This window comes from Kitasatospora sp. HUAS MG31 (assembly GCF_040571325.1).
Taxonomy (GTDB): Bacteria; Actinomycetota; Actinomycetes; order Streptomycetales; family Streptomycetaceae; genus Kitasatospora; species Kitasatospora camelliae.
This window is the reverse complement of the sequence record NZ_CP159872.1, coordinates 3,734,977-3,751,865: the sequence shown is the minus strand read 5'-3', so window position 1 is coordinate 3,751,865 and position 16,889 is coordinate 3,734,977. Positions and strand designations below refer to the sequence as shown.

The 16,889-nt window shown below is 73.7% G+C and carries 20 protein-coding genes and 1 tRNA gene; 7 read left to right on the top strand and 14 right to left on the bottom strand.

The window, feature by feature from the left end; translation table 11 throughout:
* Positions 1-11: 11 nt before the first annotated feature.
* Entirely contained in the window at positions 12-917 is a 906-nt protein-coding gene (locus ABWK59_RS16970; RefSeq protein ID WP_354641427.1) for a tyrosine-protein phosphatase, read from the top strand.
* A gap of 153 nt (positions 918-1,070) precedes the next feature.
* On the opposite strand, the gene ABWK59_RS16965 is transcribed toward ABWK59_RS16970, so the two are convergent.
* From ABWK59_RS16965 to ABWK59_RS16930, 8 genes are all read right to left on the bottom strand, one after another.
* On the bottom strand, positions 1,071-1,895 hold the full coding sequence (locus tag ABWK59_RS16965; protein WP_354641426.1) for an RNA polymerase sigma factor SigF: 825 nt from the start codon (positions 1,893-1,895) through the stop codon (positions 1,071-1,073).
* 193 nt (positions 1,896-2,088) lie between these two features.
* Positions 2,089-3,297, bottom strand: coding sequence for an RNA polymerase sigma factor SigF (locus ABWK59_RS16960; protein WP_420492926.1), 1,209 nt, complete (start codon positions 3,295-3,297; stop codon positions 2,089-2,091).
* Between the two features lie 275 nt (positions 3,298-3,572).
* Positions 3,573-3,866, bottom strand: coding sequence for a Dabb family protein (locus tag ABWK59_RS16955; RefSeq protein ID WP_354641425.1), 294 nt, complete (start codon positions 3,864-3,866; stop codon positions 3,573-3,575).
* Between the two features lie 133 nt (positions 3,867-3,999).
* Positions 4,000-4,164, bottom strand: a complete 165-nt coding sequence (locus ABWK59_RS16950) for a hypothetical protein (RefSeq protein WP_354641424.1) — start codon at positions 4,162-4,164, stop codon at positions 4,000-4,002.
* Positions 4,165-4,565: 401 nt separating this feature from the next.
* Positions 4,566-4,655, bottom strand: a tRNA-Ser gene (locus ABWK59_RS16945).
* A gap of 92 nt (positions 4,656-4,747) precedes the next feature.
* Positions 4,748-5,263, bottom strand: a complete 516-nt coding sequence (gene tadA, locus ABWK59_RS16940) for a tRNA adenosine(34) deaminase TadA (RefSeq protein WP_354641423.1) — start codon at positions 5,261-5,263, stop codon at positions 4,748-4,750.
* 29 nt (positions 5,264-5,292) lie between these two features.
* Positions 5,293-5,808: a hypothetical protein gene (locus tag ABWK59_RS16935; protein WP_420492793.1), complete on the bottom strand. Its 516-nt coding sequence runs from the start codon at positions 5,806-5,808 to the stop codon at positions 5,293-5,295.
* 255 nt (positions 5,809-6,063) lie between these two features.
* Positions 6,064-6,291 carry a hypothetical protein gene (locus ABWK59_RS16930; protein WP_354641421.1) on the bottom strand — a complete coding sequence of 76 codons (228 nt, stop codon included), beginning with the start codon at positions 6,289-6,291 and terminating at the stop codon, positions 6,064-6,066.
* 129 nt (positions 6,292-6,420) lie between these two features.
* On the opposite strand from ABWK59_RS16930, the gene upp reads away from it, so the two are divergent.
* A complete protein-coding gene (gene upp / locus ABWK59_RS16925; protein WP_354641420.1) occupies positions 6,421-7,056 on the top strand; it encodes a uracil phosphoribosyltransferase in 636 nt (211 codons plus the stop codon).
* Between the two features lie 125 nt (positions 7,057-7,181).
* On the opposite strand, the gene ABWK59_RS16920 is transcribed toward upp, so the two are convergent.
* Together ABWK59_RS16920 and ABWK59_RS16915 are read right to left on the bottom strand one after the other, a co-directional pair.
* On the bottom strand, positions 7,182-7,856 hold the full coding sequence (locus tag ABWK59_RS16920; RefSeq protein WP_354644983.1) for a LytR C-terminal domain-containing protein: 675 nt from the start codon (positions 7,854-7,856) through the stop codon (positions 7,182-7,184).
* 215 nt (positions 7,857-8,071) lie between these two features.
* The gene (locus ABWK59_RS16915) at positions 8,072-8,368 is read right to left on the bottom strand and encodes a type II toxin-antitoxin system VapB family antitoxin (RefSeq protein WP_014136828.1); all 297 of its coding nucleotides are present in this window, start codon (positions 8,366-8,368) and stop codon (positions 8,072-8,074) included.
* Between the two features lie 124 nt (positions 8,369-8,492).
* Between ABWK59_RS16915 and ABWK59_RS16910 the strand changes: the two genes are divergently transcribed.
* Positions 8,493-10,106: a helicase HerA-like domain-containing protein gene (locus tag ABWK59_RS16910; RefSeq protein WP_354641419.1), complete on the top strand. Its 1,614-nt coding sequence runs from the start codon at positions 8,493-8,495 to the stop codon at positions 10,104-10,106.
* 23 nt (positions 10,107-10,129) lie between these two features.
* Here the strand turns inward: ABWK59_RS16910 and ABWK59_RS16905 are convergent, their stop codons facing one another.
* The gene (locus ABWK59_RS16905) at positions 10,130-11,296 is read right to left on the bottom strand and encodes a hypothetical protein (protein ID WP_354641418.1); all 1,167 of its coding nucleotides are present in this window, start codon (positions 11,294-11,296) and stop codon (positions 10,130-10,132) included.
* Between the two features lie 120 nt (positions 11,297-11,416).
* On the opposite strand from ABWK59_RS16905, the gene ABWK59_RS16900 reads away from it, so the two are divergent.
* Positions 11,417-12,259 carry an alpha/beta hydrolase gene (locus ABWK59_RS16900; protein WP_354641417.1) on the top strand — a complete coding sequence of 281 codons (843 nt, stop codon included), beginning with the start codon at positions 11,417-11,419 and terminating at the stop codon, positions 12,257-12,259.
* Positions 12,260-12,318: 59 nt separating this feature from the next.
* A complete protein-coding gene (locus tag ABWK59_RS16895) occupies positions 12,319-12,837 on the top strand; it encodes a YbhB/YbcL family Raf kinase inhibitor-like protein (protein WP_354641416.1) in 519 nt (172 codons plus the stop codon).
* A 56-nt stretch (positions 12,838-12,893) separates the two neighbouring features.
* Here the strand turns inward: ABWK59_RS16895 and ABWK59_RS16890 are convergent, their stop codons facing one another.
* Entirely contained in the window at positions 12,894-13,394 is a 501-nt protein-coding gene (locus ABWK59_RS16890; RefSeq protein ID WP_354641415.1) for an FBP domain-containing protein, read from the bottom strand.
* Positions 13,395-13,462: 68 nt separating this feature from the next.
* On the opposite strand from ABWK59_RS16890, the gene ABWK59_RS16885 reads away from it, so the two are divergent.
* Positions 13,463-13,672, top strand: coding sequence for a KTSC domain-containing protein (locus ABWK59_RS16885; protein WP_354641414.1), 210 nt, complete (start codon positions 13,463-13,465; stop codon positions 13,670-13,672).
* Positions 13,673-13,674: 2 nt separating this feature from the next.
* Here ABWK59_RS16885 and ABWK59_RS16880 read toward each other — a convergent pair whose 3' ends face one another.
* Positions 13,675-14,277 (bottom strand): HhH-GPD-type base excision DNA repair protein, encoded by a 603-nt coding sequence (locus ABWK59_RS16880; RefSeq protein WP_354641413.1) that lies wholly within the window; start codon positions 14,275-14,277, stop codon positions 13,675-13,677.
* A gap of 78 nt (positions 14,278-14,355) precedes the next feature.
* The gene (locus ABWK59_RS16875; protein ID WP_354641412.1) at positions 14,356-15,270 is read right to left on the bottom strand and encodes a LysR family transcriptional regulator; all 915 of its coding nucleotides are present in this window, start codon (positions 15,268-15,270) and stop codon (positions 14,356-14,358) included.
* Between the two features lie 90 nt (positions 15,271-15,360).
* Between ABWK59_RS16875 and ABWK59_RS16870 the strand changes: the two genes are divergently transcribed.
* The gene (locus ABWK59_RS16870; RefSeq protein WP_354641411.1) at positions 15,361-16,830 is read left to right on the top strand and encodes an MFS transporter; all 1,470 of its coding nucleotides are present in this window, start codon (positions 15,361-15,363) and stop codon (positions 16,828-16,830) included.
* The last annotated feature ends 59 nt before the right edge of the window (positions 16,831-16,889 follow it).

The window sequence follows — 16,889 nt, the reverse complement described above, 5'->3', positions numbered from 1 at the left end:
TGGAGGACCCCGTGACCCAGCAGCTCCCCGAGACCGCCTGCACGCTGGGCCTGGCGGGCGCGGTCAACGCCCGTGATCTCGGGGGGTACCGCACGGGCGACGGCCGGGTGCTCAAGCACGGCACCGTCCTGCGCGCCGACGCGCTCAACCGCCTCACCGACGAGGACCTCACCGCACTCGCCGTCCACGGCCTGCGCCAGATCGTCGACCTGCGGAGCCTGGACGAGGTCCGCGAGGCCGGCCCCGACCGCGTCCCCGGCCTGCCGACCGCCGAGATCGCCGAGGCCGAGCTCTCCGACACCGCCGTCACCGTCGAGCGCCTCACCGACGACGGCATCACGCTGCACCACCTGCCGGTGTTCGCCGCGGACTTCGACATCTACGTCGCCCTCCGCAACGCCCTCGCCGACCGCGACGCCGACAAGCAGCACGCCCTGCTCGGCGACGGCAAGGCCGAGCGGATGATGACCGGCCTCTACCGCTGGTTCGTCACCGACGCCCTGGCCCGCCAGCGGTTCGCCACCGTGGTCCGGCTGCTCGCCGAGCCCGGCGGCACCCCGCTGCTCTTCCACTGCTCCGCCGGCAAGGACCGCACCGGCTGGACGGCCGCCCTGGTCCTCACCGCCCTCGGCGTCGACCGGGCCACCGTCTTCGAGGACTACCTGCTCACCAACGAGCGCACGGCCGCCCTCATCGACCACGTCGTGGAGACCTTCTACAGCCGCGGCCTGATGAAGGACCCGACCCTGCTGCTGCCGGTCTTCCGCGCCGACCGCGGCTACCTCGAAGCCGCCTTCGCCGAGGTCGAGGCCAGCTGGGCCGGCTTCGACAAGTTCTGGCAGGACGGCCTCGGCCTCGACGACGAGGTCCTCGAAGGCCTCCGCACCAACCTCCTGGACGGCCCTGCCGCCGTCTGACGTCATCCCGAGAGCGTTCGGGCCGAGCTGCAGGACCGAGCCGGCCGGCCGTGTTCGACAGCGCGTTGACCACCGGCTCGGCGTCATCACCAAGCACCGGGGCGCCTGGAGAGGCGCCCCGATGGCGAGCTGTGACGAACGGCCCTGCGGCCGCTACGCCTCGGTGATCAGGCCGTCCCGGAGCTGGGCGAGGGTCTTGGTCAGCAGCCGGGAGACGTGCATCTGGGAGATGCCGATCTCCTCGCCGATCTGCGACTGGGTCAGGTTGCCGAAGAAGCGCAGCATGATGATCCGTCGCTCCCGTGGCGGCAGCTTGGCCAGCAGCGGCTTGAGCGACTCCCGGTACTCCACGCCCTCCAGCGCCAGGTCCTCGTACCCGAGCCGGTCGGCCAGCGGCCCCTCGCCGCCGTCGTCCTCGCCCGGGGTGGAGTCCAGCGAGCTCGCAGTGTACGCGTTGCCCACCGCCAGCCCCTCGACCACGTCGTCCTCACTGACGCCCAGGAAGGCGGCCAGCTCGGGCACGGTCGGGGAGCGGTCCAGCTTCTGCGACAGCTCGTCGCCCGCCTTGGTCAGCGCCAGCCGCAGCTCCTGCAGCCGCCGCGGCACCCGCACCGACCAGCTGGTGTCCCGGAAGAACCGCTTGATCTCCCCGACCACCGTCGGCATCGCGAAGGTGGGGAACTCCACCCCGCGGTCCGGGTCGAACCGGTCGATCGCCTTGATCAGCCCGATCGTGCCGACCTGGACGATGTCCTCCATCGGCTCGTTCCGGCTGCGGAAGCGCGCCGAGGCGTACCTGACCAGCGGCAGGTTCAGCTCGATCAGGGTGTCCCGGACGTACGCGTGCTCGGCCGTACCGGGCTCCACGTCGGCCAGCCGGCGGAACAGCGACCGCGACAGCGTACGGGTGTCCAACGTCCGGTCGGCGGGCGCAGGCTGCCCGGGGACCGCCTCGACGACTGCGACCGCACTGCTCATGTCTCCGGACACGCGCCCCACCCCCTCGTGACTGACTGTTCAACGGCGGCCACCGCACAGTGGTTCCCGGGTCGGCGACGTCCATCTGCTCCATACCGGCACACCGGCCCCGGCAAACCCGAGCGTCGCAAGTTGTCACCCGCCGGTAACGCGCAGCGATCCGGCGGCAACCCTCCCGCCACCCCTCCCCGGCTCACTCTTCCCAGGAGTTGCCGCTCCGAAGCCGGGCCAGGATCCGCGACAGCAGCCGCGAGACGTGCATCTGCGACATCCCCAGCTCGGTGGAGATCTGCGACTGGGTCAGATTGGCGAAGAACCGCAGCATGATGATCCGGCGCTCCCGCTCCGGCAGCTGCACCAGCAGGTGCCGGACCATGTCCCGGTGCTCCACGTCGGCCAGCGCCGAGTCCTCGTACCCCAGCCGGTCCAGCAGCGCCAGGCCGCCCTCGTGCTCCTGCGCCGCCTCCAGCGAGGCCGCGTTGTACGCCCGCCCGGCGTCCAGGCAGGCCCGTACGTCCTCCTCGGGGATCCGCAGGTTGGCCGCGATCTCCGGCACCTTGGGCGCCCGCCCGTGGGTGACCGTCAGCTCCTCCATCGCGCTGCTGACCTGCACCCACAGCTCCTGCAGCCGCCGCGGCACGTGCATCGTCCGGACGTTGTCCCGGAAGTACCGCTTGATCTCGCCCAGGATCGTCGGCAGCGCGTACGTCGGGAACTGCACCCCGCGGGTGGGGTCGAACCGGTCGATGGCGTTGATCAGGCCGATCGTGCCGACCTGGACGATGTCCTCCATCGGCTCGCTGCGGCTGCGGAAGCGGGTGGCCGCGTAGCGGACCAGCGGGATGTTGATCTCGATCAGCGCGGCTCGGACCCGGACCCGCTCGGGCGTCTCCGGCGGCAGTTCGGCCAGCCGCTCGAACAGCACCCGGGTGAGCGTCCGGACGTCCACCGAGCCGCGCGCACCCGGGCGGCCGAGCGGCAGGCGGTCGGTGCCGAACGGCGTCCGCGGCGCGGCCGCCGCCTCGGTGTCCTCCTCGGTCTCCCCCGGATCACCGCCGTCGAGGGGCGGCTCTGCGCGGTCGGGTGTCAGGGGCGGATCGGCCGGCGGTGCCGGTTGCGGAGGTGCCGGTTGCGGGGGTCCTTGCTGTGTGGGTGGGGCCTGCTGTGGCGGTGCCTGCTGCGAGGGCGGGGCCGCCTGCTGGGTGACGGTTGCCGGCAGGGGCGGCGGCGCCGCGTCGGCGGGCGGCTCGGGCCGTGGGACCGTGTCCAGGTGCTCGGGGCGCGGGGCGGGGGTGGGTGCCTCGGGTTCGGGCCGCGGGGCAGCGGCGCGCGGCTGGGCCGACGCGGGAGCGGATTGTCCGGGCTCCTCGCCGGTCTCCGGCGCGCTGTCCTGTGTCCGCACGGACACGTCACCCCTCCCAAATCCGACACCATGTGAGCTGATCCGTCGCCGTCCTGGTCGGGCCGAGTCACCACCTCGCCATATCCGGCAAAACCGGTCATAGCATCACAAGTCGCACACAGGGCGGGCAAGTACCGGCCCGGGGCGTGTTGACGAACCACCCTGCTGGTCCGTCCGCGCCACCCGGATGCGCCGCGACCCCCCTCCCGTAGCCGGGAGGGGGGTCGCAAGGGCCGTGCGTGTGCGGCGGAACGGCCGGCGGGGGTGGGGCCGGATCAGACCTCGACGTCCGCGATCACCCAGGTGGCGAACTCGCGCCACTGCCCGGCGGCGGCCTGGTGCGCCGGGTGGCCCAGGTAGGCGGCGAGCGCCTCGCGGTCCTCGACCAGGCTGTTGATCGCGAAGTCGTACGCGATGTCGCGGTCGGTGGTGTTCCAGCCGCACTCCCACTCGCGCAGCTCGGGGATCAGCGGGCCGAGCTCCTCGAACGCCTTGGCGCCGGCGAGCGCCCGCTCGTCGTCCTTGGTGACGCCTTCGTTGAGCTTGAACAGGACCAGGTGACGGATCACGACGCCGCTCCTAGCGGGGTTGGTGAGGGTGAACGAACCCCGCCACGGTAGCCGCCCCGGTCCGGGGGCGGCCCACCTGCCCGCCATCCGACCTGCGACGGCCGTGACGACGGCTGCGGTGCCGGCCGTGGCGCTAGTTCACCAGCCCGGTCATGAACTCGCCGACGGCCTTCGCCGCGTCCGAGATCCCCACGAACCCCGACTGCACGAGCTCGGCGGCCCGCTGGGGCGAGGTGATGATCGTGTAGACCACGAAGATGAGCAGAAGGTACATGCCGACCTTCTTCGCCTGAGCCATCGAACGGGCCTCCCTCCCTCGCGCGTCCCGTCCCCGGGCCGTTCCGACTGCTCCGCGCAGCTTATCCACCGGACGGCCCATCAAGTGAGGGCGGTGTTCACCCGCCGGGACGAAGGTCCCGCCCGCACAGGGCTTTCTCCGGATGTGGCCGGAGCCGCCCTCCAGCAGGATGGATGACGTGCCGAGGGGCCTGGCAGGAGTCCCCGGTGCACGGATCCGGGGCTCCCCGCTGTGGGACCGGCCCGCAGCCTCCCCGAGGCGGCCCGCCGGAGAGGGACCCCGTCCGGGGCAGCGGCCCACCCCCCCGGGGCCGCTGCCCCCTCCGAACCGCCTCACGCCCTCCGGGGCCTGAAACGAACGAAGCCCCGTCCGAACCGGACGGGGCTTGCGTCGTGATGCTCTGGCGGTAGCGGTGGGATTCGAACCCACGGTGGAGTTGCCCCCACACACGCTTTCGAGGCGTGCTCCTTTGGCCGCTCGGACACGCTACCGAGAGGAACTCTACTGGATGGGTCCGGCTGGGACGAAATCCGTTCCGGCGGGGCGGGGCGAGGCCGTGGGACGTGGCCGCGGGGCCGGCGGGTCAGCGGTGGGTGTCGAAGAAGTCGCGGAGCTGCTCGGCGCACTCGTCCGCGAGGACGCCCCAGACGACCTCGGGCCGGTGGTTGAGGCGGCGGTCCCGCATGACGTCGAAGAGGGAGCCGGCCGCGCCGGCCTTCTCGTCGAGGGCGCCGTAGACGACCCGGTCGAGGCGGGAGAGGACGATGGCGCCCGCGCACATGGTGCAGGGCTCCAGGGTCACGACCAGGGTGCAGCCGCCGAGCCGCCACTCGCCGACCGCGGCGGCCGCCTGCCGGATGGCCACCACCTCGGCGTGCGCGGTAGGGTCGCCGACCGCCTCGCGCTCGTTGTGGCCGCGGCCGATCACGCTGCCGTCCGGCCCGAGCACGAGCGCCCCGACCGGTACGTCCCCGGTGGCGACGGCCAGCTCCGCCTCGGCCATGGCGAGGCGCATGGGGGCCGCCCACCGGTCGCGTACCGGGTCGGGGCGCACGGGGGCCGGAAGGGGAGTGATCCGCGGGGTCGGGACGGGCTGCATGGACCCAGTGTCGGGCACCGGGGCACCGGCTATCGAACGGCCTCCAGCACCTCGCCGCAGCCGAGCGCCTCGGCGATCTCGCTCAGCGCCTCGCCGGGCTCGCCGCTCTCGCCGGCCAGCTGCAGCAGGGCCCGGGCGGTCAGGCCGTACTCGGTCAGCAGCTCCGAGTCGCCGAGCGGGCCGACCGGGACGCCGCCGGGACCGAAGTCGGCGTCGGAGTCGTCCTCCGAGTCCTCGGAGTCGGCCGGGGTCGACTCCTCGTCCTCGTCGAGCTCGGCCACCAGGTCGTCCAGGTCGTCGAAGTCCTCGCCGGCCTGGACGAACAGTTCGTCGGTGAGCACCGCTCCGTAGCTGCTGCGGGCCGCCGCGGCGCCGTCGGACACGAAGATCCGCGGATCGTCCTCGCCGTCGACCCGGACGACACCGAACCAGGCGTCCTCCTGCTCGATGAAGACCAGGACGGTCTCGTCGTCGAACGACGCCTCGCGGGCCAGGTCCGCCAGGTCGCTCAGGGTCTCCACCTCGTCGAGTTCCGTCTCGCTCACATCCCAACCGGCACCGGTGCGAGCAAGCAGTGCAGCGAAGTACGCCACCAGGGACACTCCCAATCTGGTCTCGGCTGTCGGCGATCTCGGGCGAACGCGGTCTGGCCGCCCCCGCGCCAGAGGCGGTCCGCTTGTTCGGACCGTCCCATCGCATCGTGACAGAAAGCCCGCCGCTGCGGGGGGTGTTCGGCAGCGCGTCTTCGCAGGTCGTGTCGGAATGGCCCGCCCGTGGCCGGCCGAGCGGCCGGTCCTGCGTCAGATCCGGAAGGTCCGCATCCGCATGGCCTCACGCATTCGGCGCTCCTTGGTGCGCCGGGGCTGGACCCGCGCACGGAGCTCGCGGGCTTCGGCGAGTTCTCTGAGGAACACGGCGCGGCGCTTTCGCCGCTCCGCGTCGGTCTCGGGGACGGGCGGGGACTCGTCTGTCGAGCCGGGCCCGCCCGCCGCGTCAGCGGAAGATTTCCGAGTCGGGGTGCTCTTCATACCGTCCGACTTTCCCAGATGTGTGCGACGGATACCACAGCCCGAGCAGTGCTTCGGTCATTGACACAAGACCTCCGGCCCGCCCCCCGCGAGTCGTACGGATGTGCCGACGGCCGTTATGGTCGGACCATGCGTCTCCATGTCGTCGACCACCCGCTGGTGGCCCACAAGCTCTCAACTCTGCGCGACGAGCGCACCGATTCGCCGACCTTCCGGCGGCTCACCGACGAGCTGGTGACCCTGCTCGCCTACGAGGCCACCCGGGACGTCCGCACCGACGAGGTCGAGATCACCACCCCGGTCGCCGTCACCACCGGCACCCGGCTGAGCTACCCGCGCCCGCTGGTCGTCCCGATCCTCCGGGCCGGCCTCGGGATGCTGGACGGCATGACCCGGCTGCTCCCCACCGCCGAGGTCGGCTTCCTGGGCATGGTGCGCAACGAGGAGACCCTGGAGGCCTCCACCTACGCCACCCGCATGCCGGACGACCTCTCCGGCCGGCAGGTCTACGTGCTCGACCCGATGCTGGCCACCGGCGGCACCCTGGTCGCGGCCATCAACATGCTGCTGGAGCGGGGCGCCACCGACGTCACCGCCGTGGTGCTGCTGGCCGCCCCCGAGGGCGTCGAGCTGATGGAGAAGGCCCTCTCCGGCAAGCCGGTCACCGTGGTCACCGCCGCGATGGACCAGCGCCTCAACGAGCACGGCTACATCGTCCCCGGCCTCGGCGACGCGGGCGACCGCCTCTACGGCACCGCCGGCTGACCCAGCCGCCGACCGCGCCGCCCGGGCGGCGGCGCGAAGCCACCGCCGACGCGGCACGATGGACATGGAAAGGGCCCCACCGGTCACCGGTGGGGCCCTTTCCGCGTCTGCCGGGTGCGTCCGGCTCAGCAGCTACCGGGCACGGACGGGGTGGGCGAGGGCTTGGTGGCCTCGGCCAGGGCCGCGGCCGCCGCGGTCGGGTCGAGCACGGCCGTCCAGGCGTCGCCGATCACCAGGTCGACGGTGGCGTCGGTACGGCTGTCCTCGGTGGCGGTCGAACCGGCCACCTGGGCGGCGAGCAGGACGGCGGAGCCGGCGCCGGCCGGTCCGCTGATCACCTGGGCCGGCCCGGGCACCTTGCGGTCCAGCGCGGTCGGGGCGTTGCCCACCGTGCCGATGGCGAAGCCGCGCTTCTTCAGCTCGTCCGCGGTGCGCGCGGCCAGACCGGAGGTGGCGGTGGCGTTGTAGACGTTCACCGTCACGTTCTGCGGCTGCGGCACGGCGGTGTTGCGGGCGCCGGCGGGGGTGGCCGCGCCGCTGGGCACCGACTCGCCGGCGGGCGCTGCCAGCGGCTTGCCGGAGGCGCTGGGGGAGGCGCAGGCCTGGGCGGTGGCGTTCTTGCCGCGGCCGTTGAAGATGTCCACCAGCTGTACGCCGCCCAGGGCGATCAGGGACAGCGCCAGCAGCGAACCGATCAGGACGGCGATCCGGCGGCTCCGGCGCGGGGGGCGGCCAAGGCGGGGGTACGAGTTGCCGGTGATCCGGTACTGCTTCCCCTTCAGTCCCTGGGGAGTCAACATGCTCACGGTGGTCTCCCCCTTGGTGCCGGGGCGGGGTGGTGGCGGGTACGGCCGAGGTCAGCGCGGGTACGGCCGTGTAAGCAGCAGATTAGTGCCGAGCGGCGCTGTTGGTACTAAACGATCATCATCTGGAGTACCGGGGCACTCGAAAGGATGTACCGGCGCCGCCGCGAGGCGTCCCCGGCAGGGGTGGGTGGAGGGGCGGACGGGCCCGGTCAGTCCATTTCCAGCACGCGGGCGTGCAGCACCTGGCGCTGCTGCAGGGCAGCCCGCACCGCGCGGTGCAGGCCGTCCTCCAGGTACAGGTCGCCGCGCCACTTCACCACATGGGCGAAGAGGTCCCCGTAGAAGGTGGAGTCCTCGGCGAGCAAGGTCTCCAGGTCCAACTGGCCCTTGGTGGTCACCAGCTGGTCCAGCCGCACCGGACGCGGCGCGACGTCCGCCCACTGTCGGGTGCTGGTCCGGCCGTGATCCGGGTACGGCCGTCCGTTGCCGATGCGCTTGAAGATCACACGGAAAGCCTACCGTTCGGAGTGCTGGGGGCGCAGCAGGCGGGACCTGACCTGCGGGGCGCGAAGGGTGGCGTTTTCATGGGGAATGCCGCATTCCGCCGTCCGCGCCCCGGGAGCCGCCGTCATGACCACCGCTCAGCCGCCCGAGGGCTCCGGCCGGGACGCCGCCGCGAACCCGCAGGTCACGGCCCCGGAGGAGGTCGGCAGGATCGCCGCCGGCTATGCCTTCACCGGCCCGGCACTGGACCTCGGCGCGGTGCTGTGGGACGGCACCGCCCACCCCGGCGCCCAGGTGCGGATCCCGCTCGGCGTCCTGAACCGGCACGGCCTGGTCGCGGGCGCCACCGGCACGGGCAAGACCAAGACCCTGCAGCTGGTGGCCGAGCAGCTCTCCGCCCAGGGCGTGCCGGTGTTCCTGGCCGACGTCAAGGGCGACGTGTCCGGCGTCAGCCTCCCCGGGACACCGGCCGAACGGGTGACCGCCCGGGCCGCCGAGGTGGGCCAGCGCTGGACGGCCCGGGGCTGCCCGGCCGAGTTCTACGCGCCCGGCGGGCTGGGCACCGGCATCCCGGTCCGGGCCACCGTCACCAGCTTCGGGCCGCTGCTGCTGGCCAAGGTGCTGGAGCTGAACGAGACCCAGGAGGCCTCGCTCGGCCTGGTCTTCCACTACGCGGACCGCCATGGCCTGGAGCTGTACGACCTCAAGGACCTCACCGCGGTGATCACCTTCCTGACCTCGCCCGAGGGCCGGGAGGAGCTGAGGAGCGTCGGCGGACTGTCGGCCGCCACCGCCGGAGTCATCCTCCGCTCGCTGACGATCCTGGAGAACGAGGGCGCCGGGGCGTTCTTCGGCGAGCCCGAGTTCGACACGGCCGAGCTGCTGCGGACCGCGCCGGACGGCCGGGGGATCGTCTCGCTGCTGGAGCTGCCGGCGGTGCAGGACCGGCCGCGGCTGTTCTCCACCTTCCTGATGTGGCTGCTGGCCGACCTCTACCAGGAGCTGCCGGAGGTGGGCGACCTCGACCGGCCCAAGCTGGTGTTCTTCTTCGACGAGGCGCACCTGCTGTTCAAGGGCGCCTCCAAGGCCTTCCTGGAGGCGATCACCCAGACGGTGCGGCTGATCCGGTCGAAGGGGGTCGGGATCTTCTTCGTCACCCAGACGCCCCGGGACGTGCCCGCCGAGGTGCTGGCCCAGCTCGGCAACCGGGTGCAGCACGCGCTGCGGGCGTTCACCCCGGACGACGCCAAGGCGCTGAAGGCCACCGTCTCCACCTTCCCGCGCTCCCCGTACGACCTGGGCGAGGTGCTGACCCAGCTGGGGACGGGGGAGGCGGTGGTGACCGTGCTCTCCGAGAAGGGGGCGCCGACGCCGGTGGCGGCGACCCGGCTGCGGGCGCCGCAGTCGCTGATGGGGCCGGTGGGCGCGGCCGAGCTGCTGGCGGCGGTCGAGGCCTCGCCGCTGGCGGCGCGTTACCGGGAGGCGATCGACCGGGAGTCGGCGTACGAGAAGCTGGCGGCCCGTCCGGCCGAGCGCGCGCCGCAACGGGAGACGCGGCAGGAGACCGCCGGCGAACGGGAGCCGGAGCCGGAGCAGGGGCGGGAGCAAGAGCAGGGCGGCGGGCTGCTCGGGGCGCTGCTGAGCAACCCCGCGGTGAGGTCCTTCGCCCGTTCGGCGGGGACGCAGATCGGCCGGGAGATCACCCGGAGCCTGTTCGGCACCTCCCGCCGCCGGCGCTGACGGTCCACCACCGGGTGCGGCGGTCAGCCGCGCAGGGCCCGGCCGATGCGGTCGAGGGAGGAGAGCCGCATCAGGCCGTAGTGGTAGAACTCGACCTCCGGGACGCCCAGGCCACGCAGGACGGCGACCTTGGCGGCGAGGTTCTCCGGTCCGTCGCAGTCCTCGGCCATCGGCCGGAGGATGACGGCCAGCTCCTCGGGACGGACGCCGTGCAGCGCGAAGGCGGCGACCCGCTCGCGGACCGCCTCCGGGGTCCTGGCGTAGCCGAGGGTCTCCACCTGGTGGGCGGCCTTGGCGATGGTGGGCAGGTCGATGCCCGAGAGCCAGCCCCGGCCGGGACCGGCGCCGTCCATGAAGGTCAGTCGCATGCCGTGGGCGGCCGCGGCCTCGGCCACCTCGGCGGCGAGCGAGGTGACGGTGCGGGCGGAGGCGTCCAGGTAGGCGGCCAGCGCGCCGTCGGCCAGCGCGTCCAGGGCGGCCGGCTCGGCGGCGCGCCGCTCGTCCTCCAGTCGGGCCCGGACCTCCTTCCGGACGGCCCGGCCGACCTCCTCGGCCGGGACGCCCGCAGCGGTGGCGGCGGCCAGGCAGTGCGGGCAGAAGCAGATCCCGAGCAGCGCCTCGGCGACCGGACCGAGCTCCTCGAAGTAGCGCTCGTGGTGGTAGCCGTGCCGCAGGCCGTGGAAGTGCAGCGACTCGGCGCGGACCGCGTCCACGCCGTACCGGGCGAACTCGTCGACCAGGGTGAGCGCGTACGCGCGGACCTCCGGGTTGGCCGGGCAGAGCTCGGTGAGGAGGCGGTCGCCGAAGGCGTTGGCGGGGGAGCAGTCCGGGTGGGCGAAGCCGAGCCGGTCGTTGTGGCAGAAGACCGTCCAGGCGTGCAGCTTCAGGCCGCGGCGATGGCACTCGGCGGCGGCCTCGGCGAAGGGATCGCGGTCGCCGATGGCGGTGGACGGGACGGGGGCGAGCCGGCGGCCGGCCCAGCGGACGGGGTCGGGGCGGAAGTAGGCCGCGCCCGGCTCCAGGTAGCGCACCACCCGGTGGGGGTGGTGCGGGAAGACGTCCCGGGCCGCGTGGTAGACCGAGGCGAGGGTCACCCCGCCGACGCCGGCCCGCTCGGTAAGGTGGCCGAAGAAGGTGTCGGCCCCCTCGTCCAGCAGGTCGGTGGCGAACGCGAGGACGGACGACTCCACGGGGCGGCTCCGGAGCAGGCGGTTCGGGATCCCCACGCTAGCGGGCCACCCCCTATTGGTCTATACCTGACGATCCGACGGCGCGTCGCGCCCGGCGGGTCACGGCGAGGAGTGCGCGGGATGGCGGCGGTCTACCGGGAGTTCGACCAGGCGGAGCTCGACCGCGAGTACTCGCCCAGCAGCAAGGTCGCCGACCTGGCGGCCGAGCTGGCCGCCTACACCCGGGGCAGCGAGGCCGCGTACGCCGCCCTGCCCGTCCGGCGCGACCTGCGGTTCGGCGAGGACGCCCCCGAACTGCTCGACTTCTTCCCCGCCGAGGGGCCCGGCGCCCCGCTGCACGTCTTCGTGCACGGCGGCTACTGGCAGGAGCTGGACAAGACCGACTCCGCCTTCGCCGCCCCCGACTTCACCGCCCGCGGTACGGCCTTCGCCGCCATCGGCTACGGCCTGGCCCCCGACTGGACGCTGGACCGGATCGTCGACCAGGTGCGCCGCGGCGTCCGCTGGCTGCTCGACCACGCCGAGGAGCTCGGCGTGGACCCGGCGCGGATCCGGCTCAGCGGCAGCTCGGCCGGCGCCCACCTGGTCGCGATGGCCCTGCTCGACCCGGCGATCGGCCCCCGGGTCGCCGGAGCCGTGCTGCTCAGCGGCATCTACGACCTGGAGCCGATCGCGCTGAGCTACGTCAACGAGCCGCTCGGCCTGGACGCGGCCGCCGCCCGCCGCTCCAGCCCGCTGCACCTGCCGCTGGCCAGCCTGCCGCCGCTGCTGATCGCGCTGGGCGAGCACGAGACCGCCGAGTTCGGAAGGCAGCAGCGGGAGTTCGCGGACGCCGCCCGGGCCGCCGGCGTGCCCGTCCGGGAGATCGTGGTGGACGGGCGCAACCACTTCGACCTGCCGCTCGACCTGGGCCGCCCGGAGACCGTCCTGGGCGCCGAGGTGGCGGCCCTGCCCGGCGCCTGACGCTCCGTAGACTGCCCGGGAGAACGCCCATCCCCAGCGTCGAGGAGAGGACACCCGCGATGACGGCCCGTCCACCGCTTCCCTACGACTTCCTGCCCCCGGTCCCGTCCTTCCAGGTCACCAGCCGCGACCTGACCGACGGCGCGACCATGCCGGACGAGCACGTGTACGCGAAGGGCAACCTGTCGCCGCACCTGGCCTGGAGCGGATTCCCCGACACCACGCAGGGCTTCGCCGTCACCTGCTACGACCCGGACGCGCCCACCGGCAGCGGCTGGTGGCACTGGCTCGCGCTCGACCTGCCGGCCACCGCCACCGAGCTGACCCGCGGCGCCGGCTCCTCCGACCACGACCTGCCGGGCCACGGCTTCCACGCCCGCAACGACTTCCCCGGCCACCGCTACGACGGCGCCGCCCCGCCGCCCGGCCCGGCCCACCGGTACGTCTTCGTGGTGCACGCCCTCGACGTGCCCTCGCTCGGCCTCAAGGCCGACACCCCGGCCGCCGTGGTCGGCTTCCACCTCTCCGCGCACGCGGTCGGCCGCGCCATGCTGGTCGTCGAGTACGCCGCCGGCTGAGCCCGCCTCGCACGGGCACCGGGCTCCTCGGCCGCGCGGCCGGGGAGCCCGGCGGTTCACTCGGTGGCCAGCACCTGGTCCAGGAAGGCGTTCAGGTTGGCCACCGTCCGGGCGACCTGGGCCTCCAGCGGGAGGGACTCCTCCGGCCGGCTCACCGTGGCCGAGGTCTTCCGGCCCCGGACGTAGAGCGAACAGGCCAGGTCGGCGCAGATGTAGGTGCCCACCGTGTTGCCCTCGCGCCCGGCGGCCCCGGCCCGGCGGGCGGTCAGCAGGGCCACCCCGGACCCGGCGTGCACGGTGATGCACAGCGAACAGACGTTGGTCCTGGTCAGGCTGCGGCGGACGTTCGGCACCCGCAGGGTGATCCCGACCAGCCGGTCGCCGCGGTCGGCCACCAAGTAGCTGCGGTCGGGCGCCCCCGGATCCCGCCAGCCGAGGAAGTCCAGGCCGTCCCAGGGCAGTCCGGCCAGGTCGCGGGGAAGGTTCAGTCTGCGCGCCTCGCCCTTCGAGCAGTTGACGAAGGACTCGCGGATCTCGTTCTCGGCACGTGGGAGCATTGTCCCGACGCTAGCGGCCGAAATGCCCCGTGTCGTCTGATTAACCGGCCGGTGGCAGGCTGGGAGGCATGGTGCGAACGCCGCTGGAATCCACCTGCGTCCGCTCCGCCGGGTACGACACCGAGGCCCGCGAGCTGGAGATCGAGTTCACCGGCGGCGCGGTGTACCGCTACCTCGCGGTGCCGGCCGCGGTCTACGGCGAGCTGCTCGCCGCCGACAGCCACGGGCGCTACCTCAACGCCCGGATCAAGGGCGTCTTCGCCTACCGCCGGCTGTAGGGCTACCCCTTCGCCTCCTTGGCCGCCTTCGCCTCCTTGGCGGCCCGCTTGGCCTCCTGCTTGAACGCCCGGACCTTCACCAGCGACTCCGGGCCGGTGATGTCCGCCACCGAGCGGAAGCCCCCCTCCTCCCCGTACGCGCCCGCGGCCTCCCGCCAGCCGGCCGGCCGGACCCCGAACTGCTTCCCCAGCAGCGCCAGGAAGATCTGCGACTTCTGCTTCCCGAACCCCGGCAGCGCCGTCAGCCGGGCCAGCAGCTCCTTGCCCGAGCCGACGTCCCGCCAGACCGCCTCGGCGTCCCCCTCGTAGTGCTCGACCAGGTACCCGCACAGCTGCTGCACCCGGGTGGCCATCGACCCCGGGTAGCGGTGCACCGCCGGCTTCTCGGACAGCAGCGCGGCGAACTCCTCCGGATCCGCCGCCGCGATCCGGTGCGCGTCCAGGTCGTCCGAGCCCATCCGTTGCGCCAGCGTGTACGGGCCGGTGAAGGCCCATTCCATCGGGATCTGCTGGTCCAGGAGCATGCCCACGAGCGCGGCCAGCGGGCTGCGTCCGAGCAGCTCGTCCGCGTCGGGCTGCTGCGCGAGGTGAAGGGTGACGGCCATGCAGCCCATCATCGGGGCTGGACCCGACCGGCCGGCGGGCCGACACGCGAGGGCGCGCGGGGCCGAGGTCCGCGCAGCTCAGGAGGGCGGCGCGGTCAGCAGCTCGCGGATCCGGTCGCGCAGCCAGGCGTGCGCGGGGTCGGCGTCGTGCCGCGGGTGCCAGGCCATCCCGAACGGCAGCGGCGGCAACGGCAGCGGTATCTCGAAGGGGACCAGTCCGAGCGCGTCGGCCAGTCCGGTCGACCGCTGCGTCACCAGGCCCACCAGGTCGGTGGAGCGCACCACGAACAGCCCCGCCGGGAAGGAACCCACGCTGCCCGCCACCCGCCGGGCCAGGCCCAGCTCCTCCAACGCCCGGTCGATCGGGCCGGCCAGTCGGCCGCGCCGGGAGACGCTGAGGTGCTCGGCCGCGGCGAACCGCTCCGCGGTCACCGGCCCGTCCGACAGCAGCGGATGGCCGGGGCGCACCACGGCCAGCATCCGGTCCTCGAACAGCGCCTCCACCCGGACCTCGGGGGCGGTGGTGTCGATCACCCCGAGCTCCAGGTCCGCCGCGCCCTCGCGCAGGGCCGGCACGTCCAGGTGGCTCTCGGCCAGGAAGCGCAGCCGCACCCCCGGGGCCTCGGCGGCCGCCCGGGCGAACAGCGCGGGGCCGTGGGCCGCGGCGAAGGAGTCGTGGGCCAGCACCGTGAACGTTCGGTTCAGGGTCGGCAGGTCCACCGCCCCGGCCGCGGCGAACAGCGTCCGGGCCCGCTCGACCACCGCGCGGACCTCCGCCTGGATGGCCAGGGCGTGCGGCGTCGGCACCATCGCCCGGCCGGCCCGGACCAGCACCGGATCGCCCAGCGCCCGCCGGATCCGGCCCAGCGTCCGGCTCATCGCGGGCTCGGACAGGTGCAGCCTGCGGGCCGCGCCGGAGACGCTGCCCTCCTCCAGCAGCAGGTCCAGGGCGACCAGCAGGTTCAGGTCGAGGTTGGAATGCGCCACATGCATTCCTTTCGTGTGGAACTTGCACTGGAGTGCAACCTACCGTCGCCCTAGCGTGGGAGGCGATCCCATCGACCACCAGCTCCAGGGGGAGCCTTGCCCACGCCTGCCCGGAACCGGGACCACCTGACCCGCCCCACCCTCGTGGTGATCTGCCTCTGCGTCCTCGTGGCCCAGAGCATGGTCGCCGCGATCAACCTGATGATCCCCCAGCTCGCCGCCTCCACCCTGGCCCCCACCTCCGGCCAACTGCTCTGGGCCGTGGACGCCTACGTCATCGCCTTCGCCGGCCTGCTCATCCCGGCCGGCGCCTGCGGCGACCGCTACGGGCGGCGCCGCGCCCTGCTCGCCGGACTCGCCCTGTTCGCCCTCGGCGCCGCGGTCAGCGCCCTGGCCGGCGACCCCGCCGTCCTGATCGCCGGACGGGCCGCCTCCGGCGCCGGCGCCGCCCTGATCATGCCCGCCACCATGGCGATCCTGGTCCAGCTGGCCGGACCCGAAGGACGCGTCCAGGCCCTCGCCTCCTGGACCCTCGCCCTCGGCCTCGGCGGACTCGCCGGCAACCTCGGCGGCGGCCTGGTCGCCCAGTACCTGCCCTGGCAGGCGCTGTTCTGGCTGATGCCGCCGATCGCCGCCGTCCTCGTCCTCGCCGTGCTGCGCACCGTCCCGGCCCTGCCCGGACAGCCCGCCGCCGCCCCCGACCCGATCGGCGCCGTCCTGCTCACCGCCGGGGTGACCGTGCTGCTCCACGGCGTCATCGAGAGCCCCGCCCACGGCTGGACCTCGGCCGGGGTGCTCTCCGCCCTCGCGCTCGGCGCCCTGCTGCTGGCCGGCTTCACCCGCCACGCGCTGCGGTCCGCTCACCCGCTGGTCGACCCGCGGCTGTTCGCCGCCCGCAGGCTGCGCGCCGCCGTGCTCGGCTCGGCCACCAGCTTCTTCGGGCTGTTCGCCCTCTTCTACGTCAACTCGCAGTACCTGCAGTACGTCAAGGGCTACTCGGCGGTGCTGACCGGCGTCGCCATCGTGCCGCTCACCGTCGGGATGGCGCTGGTGCCGCGGATCGCCGTCCGGCTGCAGGCCCGCTCCGGGCCGCGCCCGCTGATCGGCGGCGGCCTCGCGCTGATCGGCGCCGGACTGCTGGCCGCCTCGACGGCGGACGCGGCGACGCCGTACCCGCTGTACGCGGTCTGGCTGCTGGTGATCTCGGTCGGGATGGGGCTCTCCGCACCCGCGCTGGCCTTCGGCGTGGTGTCGGAACTCCCGCCGGGGCAGGCCGGCCTGGGCTCGGGCCTGAACACGGCGGCCCGCGAGCTCGGGGCGGCCACTGGGGTGGCCGTGGTCGGCACGGTGCTGACCGGGAGGTTCGCCGGGCGGCCGGCCGACCTGATCGGGGCCGCCGGCGGCAGCCGGGTCGCGGAGTACGCGGCGGCGAGCGGAGCCGGGCTCCGGGTGGTGGGCGTGCTGGTGCTGGTGGCCGCGGCCACGGTCTGGTTCGGCCTGCGGGGCGGCCCGGCCGAGCTGCCCGGGACACCGGCCCCGGAGCCGGCGCGGAAGACGCTCGTCTAGCCGGTTCCCGCCGGCGCGCGGTCGTCCTCGACGCCCGCAGCGCGTCCGAACACCTTCGC

What these genes read in the sequence shown, in the direction of transcription:
- ABWK59_RS16920 (WP_354644983.1), bottom strand. Translation starts at nt 7,856, where the DNA reads ATGTTGACTCCCCAGGGACTGAAGGGGAAGCAGTACCGGATCACCGGC.
- ABWK59_RS16965 (WP_354641426.1), bottom strand. Translation starts at nt 1,895, where the DNA reads ATGAGCAGTGCGGTCGCAGTCGTCGAGGCGGTCCCCGGGCAGCCTGCG.
- ABWK59_RS16880 (WP_354641413.1), bottom strand. Translation starts at nt 14,277, where the DNA reads ATGGCCGTCACCCTTCACCTCGCGCAGCAGCCCGACGCGGACGAGCTG.
- ABWK59_RS16950 (WP_354641424.1), bottom strand. Translation starts at nt 4,164, where the DNA reads ATGGCTCAGGCGAAGAAGGTCGGCATGTACCTTCTGCTCATCTTCGTG.
- upp (WP_354641420.1), top strand. Translation starts at nt 6,421, where the DNA reads ATGCGTCTCCATGTCGTCGACCACCCGCTGGTGGCCCACAAGCTCTCA.
- tadA (WP_354641423.1), bottom strand. Translation starts at nt 5,263, where the DNA reads ATGCAGCCCGTCCCGACCCCGCGGATCACTCCCCTTCCGGCCCCCGTG.
- ABWK59_RS16930 (WP_354641421.1), bottom strand. Translation starts at nt 6,291, where the DNA reads ATGAAGAGCACCCCGACTCGGAAATCTTCCGCTGACGCGGCGGGCGGG.
- ABWK59_RS16900 (WP_354641417.1), top strand. Translation starts at nt 11,417, where the DNA reads ATGGCGGCGGTCTACCGGGAGTTCGACCAGGCGGAGCTCGACCGCGAG.
- ABWK59_RS16910 (WP_354641419.1), top strand. Translation starts at nt 8,493, where the DNA reads ATGACCACCGCTCAGCCGCCCGAGGGCTCCGGCCGGGACGCCGCCGCG.
- ABWK59_RS16875 (WP_354641412.1), bottom strand. Translation starts at nt 15,270, where the DNA reads ATGCATGTGGCGCATTCCAACCTCGACCTGAACCTGCTGGTCGCCCTG.
- ABWK59_RS16885 (WP_354641414.1), top strand. Translation starts at nt 13,463, where the DNA reads ATGGTGCGAACGCCGCTGGAATCCACCTGCGTCCGCTCCGCCGGGTAC.
- ABWK59_RS16895 (WP_354641416.1), top strand. Translation starts at nt 12,319, where the DNA reads ATGACGGCCCGTCCACCGCTTCCCTACGACTTCCTGCCCCCGGTCCCG.
- ABWK59_RS16890 (WP_354641415.1), bottom strand. Translation starts at nt 13,394, where the DNA reads ATGCTCCCACGTGCCGAGAACGAGATCCGCGAGTCCTTCGTCAACTGC.